This window comes from Homoserinimonas flava (assembly GCF_054969005.1).
This window is the reverse complement of record NZ_JBUEQS010000002.1, coordinates 521,186-535,501: the sequence shown is the minus strand read 5'-3', so window position 1 is coordinate 535,501 and position 14,316 is coordinate 521,186. Positions and strand designations below refer to the sequence as shown.

Annotated in this window: 10 protein-coding genes; 1 reads left to right on the top strand and 9 read right to left on the bottom strand. The window is 65.2% G+C overall.

Annotated elements, in window-relative coordinates:
* Positions 1–21: 21 nt before the first annotated feature.
* The 5 genes from ACY48M_RS08015 to ACY48M_RS07995 all read right to left on the bottom strand — a co-directional run bounded on the left by ACY48M_RS08015 (position 22) and on the right by ACY48M_RS07995 (position 9,793).
* Complete coding sequence (locus tag ACY48M_RS08015) at positions 22–5,844, bottom strand: Ig-like domain-containing protein (protein ID WP_462819741.1); 5,823 nt, start codon at positions 5,842–5,844, stop codon at positions 22–24.
* A gap of 34 nt (positions 5,845–5,878) precedes the next feature.
* Entirely contained in the window at positions 5,879–7,282 is a 1,404-nt protein-coding gene (locus ACY48M_RS08010; protein ID WP_462819740.1) for a serine/threonine-protein kinase, read from the bottom strand.
* A 161-nt stretch (positions 7,283–7,443) separates the two neighbouring features.
* The gene (locus tag ACY48M_RS08005; RefSeq protein WP_462819739.1) at positions 7,444–8,304 is read right to left on the bottom strand and encodes a PP2C family protein-serine/threonine phosphatase; all 861 of its coding nucleotides are present in this window, start codon (positions 8,302–8,304) and stop codon (positions 7,444–7,446) included.
* Positions 8,297–8,821, bottom strand: coding sequence for an FHA domain-containing protein (locus ACY48M_RS08000; RefSeq protein WP_462819738.1), 525 nt, complete (start codon positions 8,819–8,821; stop codon positions 8,297–8,299). The genes ACY48M_RS08005 and ACY48M_RS08000 overlap by 8 nt, the downstream gene beginning before the upstream one ends.
* Before the next feature lie 9 nt (positions 8,822–8,830).
* Entirely contained in the window at positions 8,831–9,793 is a 963-nt protein-coding gene (locus ACY48M_RS07995; RefSeq protein ID WP_462819737.1) for an aldo/keto reductase, read from the bottom strand.
* A 105-nt stretch (positions 9,794–9,898) separates the two neighbouring features.
* Here ACY48M_RS07995 and ACY48M_RS07990 point away from each other — a divergent pair, with 105 nt between their 5' ends.
* Positions 9,899–10,954: a hypothetical protein gene (locus tag ACY48M_RS07990; protein WP_462819736.1), complete on the top strand. Its 1,056-nt coding sequence runs from the start codon at positions 9,899–9,901 to the stop codon at positions 10,952–10,954.
* 9 nt (positions 10,955–10,963) lie between these two features.
* On the opposite strand, the gene ACY48M_RS07985 is transcribed toward ACY48M_RS07990, so the two are convergent.
* The 4 genes from ACY48M_RS07985 to ACY48M_RS07970 are packed head-to-tail and all read right to left on the bottom strand — an operon-like array spanning position 10,964 to position 14,284.
* Positions 10,964–11,803 carry an IclR family transcriptional regulator domain-containing protein gene (locus ACY48M_RS07985; protein WP_462819735.1) on the bottom strand — a complete coding sequence of 280 codons (840 nt, stop codon included), beginning with the start codon at positions 11,801–11,803 and terminating at the stop codon, positions 10,964–10,966.
* Between the two features lie 29 nt (positions 11,804–11,832).
* A complete protein-coding gene (locus tag ACY48M_RS07980; protein WP_462819734.1) occupies positions 11,833–12,693 on the bottom strand; it encodes an ABC transporter ATP-binding protein in 861 nt (286 codons plus the stop codon).
* Positions 12,690–13,457 carry an ABC transporter permease gene (locus ACY48M_RS07975; protein WP_462819733.1) on the bottom strand — a complete coding sequence of 256 codons (768 nt, stop codon included), beginning with the start codon at positions 13,455–13,457 and terminating at the stop codon, positions 12,690–12,692. Before ACY48M_RS07975 ends, ACY48M_RS07980 begins: the two co-directional genes overlap by 4 nt.
* Positions 13,454–14,284: an ABC transporter permease gene (locus ACY48M_RS07970; protein ID WP_462819732.1), complete on the bottom strand. Its 831-nt coding sequence runs from the start codon at positions 14,282–14,284 to the stop codon at positions 13,454–13,456. The genes ACY48M_RS07975 and ACY48M_RS07970 overlap by 4 nt, the downstream gene beginning before the upstream one ends.
* Between the last annotated feature and the right edge of the window lie 32 nt (positions 14,285–14,316).

Sequence of the window (14,316 nt, the reverse complement as noted above, 5' to 3'; positions counted from 1 at the left end):
TCTCCGTCAGCACGGGGGTGGTCAATCGCATGCGGTCTCCCCATATTCTGGGTCCTCGTAGCCCGCGACGGTCGCCTTGACGCGCACAGCGCTCCCCAGGAGCGGCGCGGTGTCGCCTTCCTCCCACTGGTTGAACCCGGTCCACAGGCCAGCGACCTGGTACGCGACCTGGTAGGTGACGACGTGCCCGCCGGCGTTGACGGGTGGCTGCGGCGAGAATGGCTGACCGGGAGTGCAGCTCGGGATGCTCGCGCGGGTGGCGATCGGCGTTGCCTGTTGGGCGACAGATGCCGCACCGCAGAGATCTTGCCTATCATCGCGACACGCGCGCACCTGCACCGTGACCGGTGCCCCGTAGGTGGTGCCACCGGCGGAGGTCACGAATTGGCCGTTCACGACGGGAGACCAGGTCCCGCCTCCGAGCGACACCTCGTAGCGCGCGGCGATCCCGTTGGCGACGGAGAGGCCGCTCACCCGGACATCGTAGTTTCCGTTGCTGGAGTGTTCGACGGTCACTGTCGCGGAGGCTTGGCCGGGTGCGCGTTTGCTCTCGACGGGGCTTGCAACGCTGACGGTGCAGAACATGCCGTTGTCGGAATACACGGCGTAGACGTAGGCGACACCGTCTGTGGCTGTGGTGTCGATCCAGCCGCTCGTCGCAGATGCTGCGACCCGGTTTGGGTACGGGCCGCCGCTTGCGCACGAGCTCGGCGGTGCCGTGCCCTCGAATCGGGCGACATGATACGTGCCGCCGGAGGCGCCGTTCCATCCCCCGCCAGACCAGGTCACTCGGATGTCCCCAGCAGTGCCCGTGACACCAGCAGTCACCGCGACCGGCTGTGGTGCTCCGACCGCCGTGACGCTGACGGCGGACGAGCGGTTCCATTCCTCCGAGGTTGCCTGCGCCGAGTTTCGTGCGAACACGACAACCTGATATGTCTGTCCCGGTTGCACGCTGCCACCCACCGTCGTCGTGAGCGTTCTCGCGGACGTCGCGAGGTCGACCTGCCCGACCCCTGGCCCGGTGATGCGCACGGTATACCCCGTGACCGGAGTTCCGGGCGATGGGTCTGGCACCGCAGGCCACGAGATCGTGAGTTCGCCTTCAGCGCCGGACGTGGCCGTCGCGCTCACCGAGGTCGGCGCTGCCGGGAGGTAATCGACGCGAAGCGAAACGCTCGACGGGCTTGGATCTGATTCACCGAGCGCATTCGTGGCAATGACCTGGAACTCGTACGACGCTCCGACCTGCAAGTCGTCGAGCGTGCACAGCTGCTGCAGCCCGCAGTCTTTGCGGTACCCGCCATTGTTGCTGCTCACGACCGTGTACGACGTGATGGGTGAATTGTTGAACGCCGGTGGCGTGATGCGCAGCGTCAGCGCCCCGTTCGTGTGACCGCCAGCGCGCGAGGGTGCGACAGGCGTGTCTGGAACATCCTGCACCGAAATGGTCACCGTGCCCCACACCCGGCGATCGGGGTCTCGCGTCGCGTCTTCGACCTGATACTGCAACTGCGTGTCGATCGGCGCGGCGTTGTCGGCGACGGTGACCGTCAAACGACTGCGGTCGGCGCTCGGCACAACCGAGAGTCCAGAGGGTAGCGCTCCACCGTCGAGGCCCCGGATGTCAACGACCGAGAGCGCTTGACCAGGGAACGGGTTCGCGGCCGCGTCATTCGCGAGCACATCGATTGTCGTGGTCTCTCCGCGCGGAGTGATGGCGGTGTCTGGTGCCGGGCGCGCGAGAGGCCGGGATGATGCGACAACACCAAGGGTGATGGTGCCGGCCCGACCGTCGCTCAGGTCATCGCGCACACCGAGCGTGATGGTGGTCTTCGACCCCTTCACCGCATCTGGGTTTGCTCGCACCGTCAGCGTGCTGCCGGTGAGGGTGTAGCTGAAGTCGGTGGGCAGCGGTTCGAGCACCCGATACGTGAGTTCATCGAGATCATCGGGATAGGGATAGTTGGTGAGCTTGAGAAGGTCGAGCACTTTCTCCTCGCCCGGTTCGAACTCGATGGAACCGCCAGCAAACTCGGGCGGTTGGTTCTCGCGCGGGGTCACCCTGATGGGCAACACGAGCGTTGCGGTGCGGGCACCGGCAGCCGACGCTGTCGCGCCGTCGGTCACCTCAAACGAGATCGAGGCTGGCCCGAAATACGTGTCGGCTGAGGTGAAGGCGAGCGTGTCATTGTCGACGACGAGCGGGTCGCCGTTCGAGTTCGTCGCACGCACGGTTGCACGGTCGGTGAGCCGCACCTGCGCACCGCCGACCGCGATCACATAGTCGTTGAGGTCGATCACCACTCGCGACTCGCTCGCGACCGTGATCGTCCCCGCCCGGCGATCGAGTTGTGGGAGCGCGTCGTCGAAGCCGGGAACCCGAATGAAGGCGTATGACACAACGCTCGGATCATCCGGATGCTCGACGGCAAACGGAATAATCTGGCTGCGCTCCGTGATTGTCACCTCCACACGTCCGTCTGATGCAACTTCTGCGTTCTCCCTATAGCGATCGAGCAATCGCACCGTCAGGGTGTCGACGGGGCCATCGGCGAAGAAGACATTCTGGAGCACGTCGACCGTGACGGTCTCGCGGTCGAGGATGTCCGACAGCGTGAGTACAGCGTCGGCGACGTCGGGATAGGCAAGTGGGGCGTCGTCATCGACGGTCACGGTCACGAAGTTGGAGCTTGAGCCCCCGAAGTCGTTCTCGATTGTGTAAACGAGCCCGTACTGCCCCGGCTCATCTGGGGGCGTGACGACCACGACGTCGCCCACGATCTCCGCCTCAATATCTGGTGAGTTCGGTTCGATCTCGACAATCGTGAGCGCACCACCGTCGGGATCGCTGTCGTTTGCGAGCACCTGCACCGAGACCGAGCCTCCCGGTCTCGTGGTGACCTCGTCGGCTGTCGCCACCGGGTTGCGTGCTTCCTGCTGCGGAGGGCTGATGCCGACGCGCACCCGACCGGTTGCCTGCGAGCCGAGATTGTCCATGACCGTGTAGGTGAACGTGTCGGTGCCGGCCGAGTATTCGCCGGCCTCGTACTCGATGAAATCGGTGCCCACCTCGGTGACGGCGCCCTTCTCTGGGGCGCTCTCCTGGCCGAGCAACTGCACGGAGTCGCCATCCGCGTCGATGCCGGTGAGTGGCACTCGGATGCTGACGGTGCCACCAGCGGTAACCCTCGCCGTGACGGTGGTGGGCGTCGGCGCGGAGTTCGTATCCTCGTTGACCTCACGCACGGCGATGCGCACCTGCGCCTGTGCGGTCTGCCCGTCGGGACCGGCAATTTCGTAGACCGCGGTGAAGTCACCTGGTTGATCCGGCGCGAGGTAGCGCAGCCGATCGCCGGAGGCGAAGAGCAGCCCCGAGTCGGCTTCACGCTCGACGAGCTCCGGGTTCAGTTCGAGTACCTCGCCATCCGGATGCAGGTCGTTGGCGAGCACCGCGATATCGATCGTGTCGCCGACGCGCACTGTCGCCGTGTCATCGCCCGCAACTGGTGCTTGCAGCTGTGACGGCGGTGGAATCTCAATCACTGTGATCGTGCCGACCGCCTCGGCGAGCCCATTCGTGATGCGATACGTCACCGTGACCGGCCCATTGTCGAGCGGTGCGATGAGCGTGAGGCGGATCGATCGACGCTCGAGGATCTCGGCACTCACCCCGGGCGCTTGCTCGGTCGAGACCGAGGTCACCATGAGCACGCCGCCGGCCGGATCGGTGTCAAGCGAGGCGACATCGATCGTCTCGTCACTCAGCGTCTTGATGAATACCGTCTTGGGGATCGTGATGGGGGGTGAGTTGACATCCGGTGGCGCCTCGACGTCGATGCGCACGAGCCCTGTCACCGTCTGGCTCCCGTCGGTGACGACGTATTCGACGTAGAAGGTGCGGACCTCGTCGCTCGAGAATCGGAATGTCCCGTTCTCAAAGTTCGGGGTGATGGTTGCCCCGGTGCGCGCGGGGACAGCGCTCAACCGCACCGTGCCGGTGCCACCCCGGACGTGTTCGAGCGGCGTGACACGCACTTCGCTGCCGGCATAGCTCCGCACGGCGAACGGGTCCGCGATGATGGGGACCTCGCCAGGAGGGCTCACCGTCACTGAGAGCGAACCGGAGCCCTGCGCTGTCCCGTCAGTCATGGTCAGGGAGACCGAGCGGAGCGTTGCCGCCCCGCCACCCTCCTGAAATACGACCGTGCCCTCCGGCTTATAGCTCGCGGCATCCGGTTCGGCGGCTGTTGCTGCGACCAAATAGAACGCGTCACCGTCGGGGTCCACCCAGTCGCCGAGCACATTCGTGGTCACACGCTCGCCCTGCGCGACACTGCTGCGGGACTGGCGGACCTGGGCCGGCGCCCCGTTCTCTTCTGGTGATCTCACGGTGACCGTAACGGTCGCGGTGGCGGCGCCACCTCGGCCATCGGTGATCGTGTAGGGGAACGTCACGGAACCCTGTGCCGTTGGCTCCAGCGTGAGCTGCACCTGCTGGCTGTCGCGGACGAGGTCGAGGCGACCCATCGATTCATCGATCGCACCGACCTCTGACACCACGAGCACATCGCCATTCGCGTCATAGTCGTTGAGCAGCACCGGCAGCACGGTGGCGCGACCTGGACGCGCGCCAAACGCATCGTCGACCGCGACGGGTGGCACCTGGGTCGTCTCATACTCTGGCGGCGAATCGGTGTTGTTTTGCTCTACCTCTTCTTCGTTCTGCTCCACCGTGATGAGTTCATCCCAGTTGTCAATCAGCTCGCCCCCCTGCTGAACCGCCCAGGTGCGGCCGGAACGCGGGTCGTTCAGCACGACACGATCCCCGTTGACCACGAAGTCGAGCACCGACGCGGCCGCGCTCGAAGCCTCGAGGTCGAGCTCGATGACCTCGCCCTGACAGTCGCGCAAGGCAAGCCCGTCGGCCCACGCCGCGAAGGAGCATGTCTCAGTCACGATCGGTGCTGCCGCGGTTGCCGCCCGTCCCTCGACGAGCTGCTCGATCTCCCCATCGAAGCCGATCGAGAGCAGGCCGTTGTCCCACGCGAGCAGCACAGCGTCAGCGTCGCCCCCCGGCTGCTGCAGGAGCGGCCGCTCGCCCGCCGAGATGAACGCATCGAGCTCGACGATCGTGGCATCGAGCCAGAGCGTGCGCGACGAATAGTCGAGAATGGCGACACGATCACCGACGGCCGTGAGCGCGACATCCTGGCCCTCATTCGCGAACTCGACGACGCGGCTCTCGGCGCCAGAGGTGAGGGCCGCAGCGCCCCTCGCGGGGTCGACCAGATAGAGCTGGGCAGTGTCGGCCGAGTAGGCGTGCAGCATTCCGCTTGGCGAGACGATCACCGCCGAGTTGGGGCCGAGGCTCAGCGTTGGTGCCGTCGCCGCGTCAAACGACCCGAGTTCGGACTGCGCAAGCAGCCACACCTCGCCCGTATCTTGCGCGTGCACGATCGCCGAATCGCCAGCAAGGTAGACCTCGGGGCCCTCGCTCGGCAGGGCGACACTCTCAACCACCTCGGAGGTCGCGGGGTCGACGATGTCCAGCCGGGTATTCGCGCGGTCGACGAGCAGCACAGTGCGCCCCTGCTGCACGACATCGAGGTCGCTTCCCGCACTTTCGACGACCGTATTGAGCTGGAGGATCTCAGTGTTTGCACGGCCGATCACCTGCTGCTCGCCGTTGGCGACCCACACAGAACCGTCGCTCAGGTCCAGCCGCTGCGCCGTGTAGCCCTGAGAGACGAACGCGACGATCGCCACGAGCACTGCAATGAGTGCCACGCTCGTTCCGGTGACGACCGAGGAGGCGTGCCGTCGCACCCAGGCCACGATCATGTCGTGACCAGCTCCGCGGACTGCTTGCGCTCAATCATTGCTGAATGGTCGTGCATTTCTCGTTGCTCGCAGCGCCCGTTACGCCGGAGCGATTCACCGTCACGGTGATACAGACTTCTGTTCCCGGAGTGCCCGCGACGACGAACGCCGCGGCGCTCTGCACGCTGGTGGCACCGTCAGACGTCTCAATCTGATAGCTGTCCCCATCGCGGATGCCGGGGTCAGTCCAGGTAAAGACGACGTCACCGGCTCGCTCACGCGCCTCAATATCTGAGACGACCGGAATCGCGGCGTTCGATCGCACGATTACCAGGATTGCCGTCGCCGCGAGAGCGATCACGAGTGCGGCGGTCACCACGATCGTCCAGGTCAGGGCCTTCGCGCTTCTGCTTGCCGGTGCCGAGACCGAGCCGCTGCGGCTCGGCTGGGCATGCTCGAGCGGGCTGCTTTCGGCGGCCACGACCGCTTTGCGGCGGCGGCGATGCGTCCCCTTCGACGAACTCGAGGATCCGAGGGCCCGAACGCGAGTTTGGTCGTCGAGGTCAGAGACCGCGCCGAGTGCCCAGTCGTCGACCGCGACCTCGATCGCCGTCTGCGGCAGACCAAGTTCGGATTCCATCGCCTGCAGGCGGTGCACGAGCTCAAGCACGCTCTGCGGTCGCTGTGCCGGGTTTCGTGCCATTGCCCTGGCGAGGGCGTGTTCGAGGGCCGGTGGAACGTCAGGTCGACCAATGGGTTGGGGCCGGCCGCGACCGATTCTCGCGATGAGGTCTGCACTCTTGTTGGATTTCGCCGGGTCTTCGAACGGCGATCTGCCCGCGAGCAGCGAATAGACCGTTGCTGCGAACGACCACACTTCGGCGGCGATAGAGCCGGAGTTCTCGCCGAGAAGCACCTCGGGCGCAGACCACGGAATCGACATGCCGACGGCCTCTTCGGCATCAGCACCGACGAGCGTCGCGGCGATACCGAAATCGGAGAGCACAGGATGTCCATAGGCCGTCAAAAGGATGTTTGACGGCTTGATGTCGCGGTGGAGCACGCCCGCGCGATGTGCCGTCTCGATGGCGCTGCCGATCTTCACGGCGATGCGCAAGACCTCGGCAACCGGGATCGCCTCGCGCCGATAGCGCTCGCTCAGCGCTGAGGAGCACATCTCCATCACGAGATACGGCCTGCCATCGGCCGAGACGCTCGCCTGATAGACCGTGAGAATCGAAGGGTGCGAACTCAGTTGGGCCATGAGGTTCGCCTCGGCCTGGAACATCTGTCGCACATGGTCGTTGACGACCTCGCTCAGGAGCACCTTAATTGCGACCTGTCGGCGCGGCATGTTCTGTTCGTAGAGAAACACGTCGGCGAAGCCGCCAGAACCGAGGATGTGGAGATAGCTGAACCCGGGCAGCACGGGAGGTTGAGACGGCAGGCGTCGAGCCACTGTGCCACCCCCTCGGCGGTAGAGATGTACGAGATCTGATCGTCGTGCTGGCACGCCGAGGCGCAGGCGGCCAGGGCGAGATCTCAGTCTAGGTCAGCGCTTCGAGTGAGCCGATGGGCAAAACCGCAGTTGAGGAGAACATTTCTCCCCCCGTTCGGGGGTCAGTTGTCGTCGTCCCGCGTCGCCGTCGGAGTGGTGTCATCGTCGACTGCGGCACCCTCTGCAACGGCATCGTTGACGGGCGCCGGGGCGCTCAGCACATCGATAACGACAGCGGTCACGTTGTCTCGTCCACCCGCCTCGAGCGCAAGCGTGACGAGTCTCGACACAGCTTCATCTGCCTGCGACACGGTCGCGAGAACGTGGGCGATGCCGTCGGCCGCGACCTCTTTTGTGAGCCCGTCGGAGCAAAGCAACACGCGCATGCCGGTGCGCACAGGAAGCTGCCAAAAGTCAGGGATCGGGTCGGCATTGAAGCCGACGGCCCTCGTGATGATGTTGGCATCGGGGTGCGATTCGGCGTCCCCCGCCGCAATCATCCCCGCGTCGACGAGCTCTTGCACGACGGAGTGATCAACCGTGACCTGCACGAGCCTGTCGTTGTCAAAAATGTAGACGCGCGAATCGCCGACGTTGAAGATGATCCAGCTGGGCTCATCGTCGTCGAGGGCGAGCAATGCGCCCGTCACGGTCGTGCCGACACCGAGGCTCGCCTCGTCGGCGACCTCCGCAATGTCGAGTGTCGCGAGGTGGAGCGCCTCGCCGATCACGGGTGCTGTGCCGAACGTGCCGAGATCCGCCGCCGAGAGCCGCGTGACGACGGCGGCGCTCGCGAGATCGCCGGCCGAGTGGCCGCCCATCCCGTCGGCGACGGCGAAGAGTGGCGGCTGGGCGACGAAGCTGTCCTCGTTGTGTTGACGACGGTGCCCTGTGTCGGACGCCACGCCCCAGGCGAGCTCGACGGTGCCGCCATTGGGGAGCTCGATTCGGTGCCGGGCCGTATTCGTGCCGATCTCAGTCATTGTTGTGCTCCTGCACGTCGTGTGGGGTGTGGATCGCAGCGGGAAGAATCTCGATGCGATTGCCATCGCCGAGATCGATGATCGTGCCAGGGGTCACCACGAGCGATTCCCCCGGTCGAAGTGTGCGCGCGCCCGCGGCTGGCAACGTCACGATGGTCCCGTTGGTCGATCGAAGATCTGTCGCAACGACGGATGCTCCCTGCTGGCGGAGTTCGAGATGTGTCGATGAGACCTCGTGGAGCGGCGACGGCACACGCACGAGCCGGGGTCTCACCAGCTGCGGTACCCGCGGATGGCGCGGGCGGCGGCCGATGTGCGCCGGGCGGTCGAGCGCGATCGGCTCATGGCTATTGATCTGGAAGCGATAGTGACGCGCCGGGGCCGGCGACGCAGTCGAACCGGCGAGTGAGAGTGCCCGAATCGGGGTGACAAGCAGCGTGTCGGCATCATCGAGCGCGACGGGAGGGTGACCGCGGCGCGGCGGCCGGATCACGGTGTCCTCGTCGTCGTGTTCCACGCGCTCAGCCTATTCGGCGAAGAGCTTCGAAATCTGTGCGGTCTGTTCCCGTGTCGGCGACCACGCCGTCGCGGCGGCTGCGTTCTGCCGAACCTGCTCCGGCGTCGTGGCTCCGGCAATCACGCTCGTGAGCGACGGTTGGGCGAGCAGCCAGCCGAATGTGCCCTCGAGCATGCTGACGCCCCAGCTCTCGAGCATCCGTTCGTACTGCTCGATGACATCCCAGGGTGCATTCTCGAGGAGGTGCGGCCGCTGACGCATGATCCGGCTGTCGGCTGGGCCGCCGTCGCGGCTGAACTTTCCGGTGAAGAGACCGTTGTAGAGGGGAAAGTACGGCAAGAATCCGAGCCCGAACGCACGGACAGCCGGCAGCACTTCACGCTCCGCCTCGCGCGCGAGCAAGCTGTATTCGTTCTGCGCGGAGATGAAGTGCGGATGCCCTGCAAGCGTCGCGGTGAACTCCGCCTCCGCGATCTGCCATCCAGCAAGATTCGAGTGCCCGATGTAGCGCACCTTGCCCTCCCGGATGAGATCGTCGAGCACACTCAGCGTCTCTTCGATCGGCGTGTGGGGGTCGGGCGTGTGGAGCTGGTAGAGGTCGATCCAGTCGGTGCCGAGCCGGGTGAGCGAGCCCTCGACCGCAAGCCGCACCGCTCGACGAGACGCCTTCGCCCCCCAGCTTTGGATGGGCGACTCGTAGTCGGCGTGGCCGAACTTTGTTGCGAGCACCACGCCGTCGCGCCGGCCCTTCAGCGCGTGCCCCATCATGGTCTCGCTCCGGCCGTAGGAGTAGCCGTAGATGTCGGCGGTGTCGAACAGCGTGATGCCGGCATCGATCGCCGCATGGATGAGCGCTGTCGTGCCGTCTTGCCCTTCTGTCGCCGTGCCCGGACGGCCGAAATTGTTGCATCCAAGCCCGATAGTGCTCACGCGGAGCCCGGAACTGCCAAGGGTGCGGTATTCGATGCTCATGCCTCCCATCCTCCCCCGACTCGCCTCGCTCGCGCGCGGCATCTCACGGGTTTTGCCCGTATGACGCTGATACTCTTCACCCGAGGCACAGCAGGGAGTCAGTGGGTGGAGATCGTCGACGATGGTGCTGCCGCCGCGCCGAAACGACCGCGCCGGCGCTCGCGCAAGAATGTCGCGCCGGCGGTCATCGGAATCCTCATCATCGGCAGCATCACAGCCGGTGGCATCTGGGTTGCGAACAACCCCCAGCCCATCGTCGATCAGATCACCGTGTGGCAGTTCGAACCCGATGCGGTGATCGAGGGGCATGTCGAACGCCTTCAGCTCACCGATCACGGGCGGTTCTTGTATTACGCCAGCCGGCCAGAGGTGAGCGATGGCGAGCAGTTTGCCAGTGACTGCCCCATCGATACCAACGAGCAGAACTTCGGCGTGCTCGGGTGCTACGTGTACGCCGACAAGTCAATCTTCGTGTTCGATGTCACCGATTCGAGACTCGACGGCGCAGAAGAGGTTGTTGCGGCCCACGAGATGCTGCACGCCGCGTGGGATCGCATGGGCTCTGGCGAGCGCGATCGACTCACCGATCTGCTTGAGGCCGAGTTTGCTCGCCTCGTCGACGACCCAGACTTCGCGGAGCGCATGGAGTTTTATGCGCGCAACGAACCGGGTCAGCGCGCCAATGAGTTGCACTCCATCATCGGCACCGAGGTTGCCACGGTGTCGGAGGAGCTTGAGGAGTACTACGCCCAGTATTTTGTTGATCGCGAAGTTGTGACGAGTCTCCACTCCTCGTCGTATGCCGTCTTTGTCGACTTGCAGGCCCAGGCCGATGCCCTCGTTTCGCAGATGGAGAGCATCCGAATCGCTGTTGAAACCGACTACGCGTCGTACACGAGCGGCTACGACGAACTCAACGGCGACATCGAGACCTTCAACGCACGCGCGCAGAGTGGGTTCTACACCTCGCAGTCGGCGTTCGACCTCGCGCGCAACCGCCTCGTCACCCGAGGTGAGGAGCTCGACGCCCTCTACGCCTCGATCACGGCGCGCCAGGCCGAGTATGAGGCACTCGCGGCCGAGCTCGAAACGGTCAACGAAACCTCGGTCGAACTGCAGCGCGGCCTCAATATTGGCGGCGAAGTGGAATCGGATCTGTAGCCTGCGCCGCTAGCCAGACACCACGAATCGCGACACCGGCGCCGTGCGCTCCAACTCCGCGTGAATTGCGGCGACCGCTCCACCGAGCGGCGCCTCCGCCAGCGAGCGAAAGCACTCGAGATCGCCGCTGCTCACGTGTGACGAGACATTCACTGCGGCGATGGTTCTGCCTCGCGCGTCGGTGAGCGGCATCGCCATTGAGCGCAGGCCGCGTTCGAGCTCCTGATCGGTGAGTGACCACCCCTGCGCCCTCGTCCGCTCAAGCTCAGACAGCAACCCTGCCACGGTCGTGATGGTCCGATCGGTGAGCTTCGGCATTGGCGCATCCGCGTAGCGCCGCTCCACCTCACCTGGCGGCAGGGCGGCGAGGAGCACACGTCCCATCGAGGTCGCATAGGCGGGGAGCCGCGTTCCGATGTTGATTCCGATGCTCATGATGCGCCGCGTTGGCACCCGGGCGATGTAGACGATGTCGGTGCCGTCGAGCACCGAGGCCGAGGTCGACTCGTCGACTTCAGCCGCGAGTCGCTCAAGGTGCGGCAGCAGGAGCTCTGGCAGCCCGAGCCCAGAAAGGTAGCTGTAGCCGAGCTCCAGCACGCGCACCGTGAGCCCAAACGCTCGTCCGTCGGTGCGAACATAGCCAAGCTCGCGAAGCGTGAGGAGAAAGCGCCGCGCCGTTGCCCTCGTGAGGCCCGTCACCTTTGCGACCTCGGTGAGCGTCATTTCGGGGTGCTCGGCGTCAAACGCGCGGATGACCGCGAGGCCTCGCACGAGCGACTGCACAGCAACGGATGCGGCGGGGCCGTCGAGCGGCGAGGCCACCGCGTCGTGCGTCACCTCGCTTCGCATCCCCGTGGTTCCGCTCGATCGCTCCGCGCTTAGCGTTTCGCCGACGCCGCGTCGGCCTTTGCTTTCTGGATCTGCTCGTAGACGTGGCCGCGGAGCTCAGTGAAGCGGGCCATCGACCGCGTCGTGAGCTGGTCGCGGTCGGCCGGCAGGTCGATCGTGAGGTCCTCCTGCACGACGGTCGGCGAACTCGAGAGCACGACGACACGCTCCCCCAGGTACACCGATTCGTCGATGTCGTGGGTCACGAACAGCACCGTGATGCCGAGCTTCTTCCAGACGCTTCGCACGAGATCCTCAAGGTCGGCACGCGTCTGCGCATCGACGGCGGCGAATGGCTCGTCCATGAGCAGCACCTTGGGCTGGTATGCGACGGCGCGCGCGATCGCGACCCGCTGCTGCATGCCGCCGGAGAGCTGCCACGGGTAGCTCTTGGGGACGTCGCCGAGCCCGACGGCCTCGAGGGCGTCGTCGACGAGGCGATCGCGCTCCTCCTTGGGCATGCCCTGATTCTTCAGCGGCAGCTCGACGTTGTCGCGGATGTTCATCCACGGAAAGAGGCTGCGGCCGTATTCCTGGAACACGACGGCGAGGCCCTTCGGCGGCCCGGTGACGATCTTGCCATCGAGGGCGACGAGACCGGATGTCGGGCCGAGAAGTCCAGCGATGCACTTCAGCAGCGTGGTCTTGCCCGCGCCGGAGGGCCCGACGAGACACACGAATTCGCCAGCCTTGATGTCGAAGTGCAGGTCGCGGACCGCCTCGATCTCACCCCCATCGGTCTGGTACACCTTCTTGAGGTGCTGCACCGACAGGGCGACATCATCCGGCACCTCGATGGTGCCCGTCTTGCCGCTTCGGCCGCCCTTGGTCACGCTGGTGTCATTGCTCATCGATCTACCTCTCTCAAGCCGTAGTACCACCGGAGCACTCGCTTCTCGGTGAACTGGAAAATCAGTGACAGGACCACGCCCAGCAGGCCCAACAACACGATGCCCGTCCACATCTCGGGCACCGAGAACGTGCGCTGGAACTGCACGATCGCGTAGCCGAGGCCGGAGGACGAGCCGAACATCTCGGAGATCACCATGAGGATGAGGCCGATCGAGAGCGACTGGCGCACCCCCGTCATGATCTGCGGGCTCGCGGAGCGGAGCACGAGATACCGCAGTCTCGCACCGCCGGAGATGCCGTAGACGGCACACGTGTCACTGAGCACGTCGTCGACCGCGCGGACACCCTCGATCGTGTTGAGCAGCACGGGCCAGATGCAGCCGAACACGATGACGGCGATCTTCATCTGGTCGTTGATGCCGATGACGAGCATGAGCACCGGCACGAGCACGGGCGGCGGGATTGCGCGCAGAAACTCGAGCGCTGGCTCGGTGAGCTGCCGCAGGAGGCGGATCGAACCGATCAATATTCCGAACACGATGCCAAGCACAATCGAGATCCCGACGCCGGCCAGAAGCCGGCCGATGCTCGGCAACACATCGCGCGTGAGCCGCTCACCGAACCACACGTCACCGAAGATCTCGACGAGTTCGAGCGGTTTCGGCACAAAGAAGTTCGTGTTGCCGAGCGTGAGTGCCCACCAGAGCACCACGAGGATGATCGGCAGGCCAACGAAGTAGGCGAATCGCTTGGCGATGGTCATACGATCACGTCCCCTCTGACTGATGAGTGCCAGCGCAGGGCGCGGCGCTCGACGAGGCGCATGCCGATGTTGATGATGACGCCGATGAGGCCAGTCGCGACGACGAGCGAATACATCGGCACGATGCTGCCGCCCGACTGGTTGAGGGCGATCTGCTTGCCGAGGCCGGGCGTGCCGATCACGAGCTCCGCCGTGATGGCGAGCACGAGGGCGACCGCGGCGGCAAGCCGGAGGCCGGTGATGAGATACGGGAGGGTTGTTGGCCACACCACGTGACGCACTCGAGCCCACCACCCGAGCCCGTAGCTCTTGGCCGTGTCCATGGCGACGCTGTCAACATCCGCGGTGCCGTAGAGCACCTGAATGAGGATCTGCCAGAACGACGCGTACACGATGAGGAGCAGCGCCGACTCAATGCGGATGCCGAAGAGCAGCACGGCGAGCGGGATCAGGGCGACCGAGGGGATTGGCCGGAGAAACTCGATCGTCGTGTGCGTTGCCCGTCGGAGGACCGTGCTTCCACCGATGATGAAGCCGATGACTGTCGCAGCGACGGCGGCAATCGCGAGGCCGATCGCCCAGCTCGTCATGGTCTGGCCGACGGCCGACCAGAACTCGGTTGACGCGAGATCACGAAGCAACTGCGCGAGCACGTCACTCGCCGCAGGAAAGAAGCGCGGGTTGACAAGCCCGGTGCGCGACGACAACTCCCAGAACGCGAGGAACAGGATGATGCCGCCAACGCCGAGCGCTGGGCCTGCGAGCGGATGCTGGTTCCAAGGAACCTTTCGCTTCTCGCCGGTGGACGGCTGGACAGCTGTGGTCACGTCACATCTCTCTCATCATTGAGGTGCCGCTC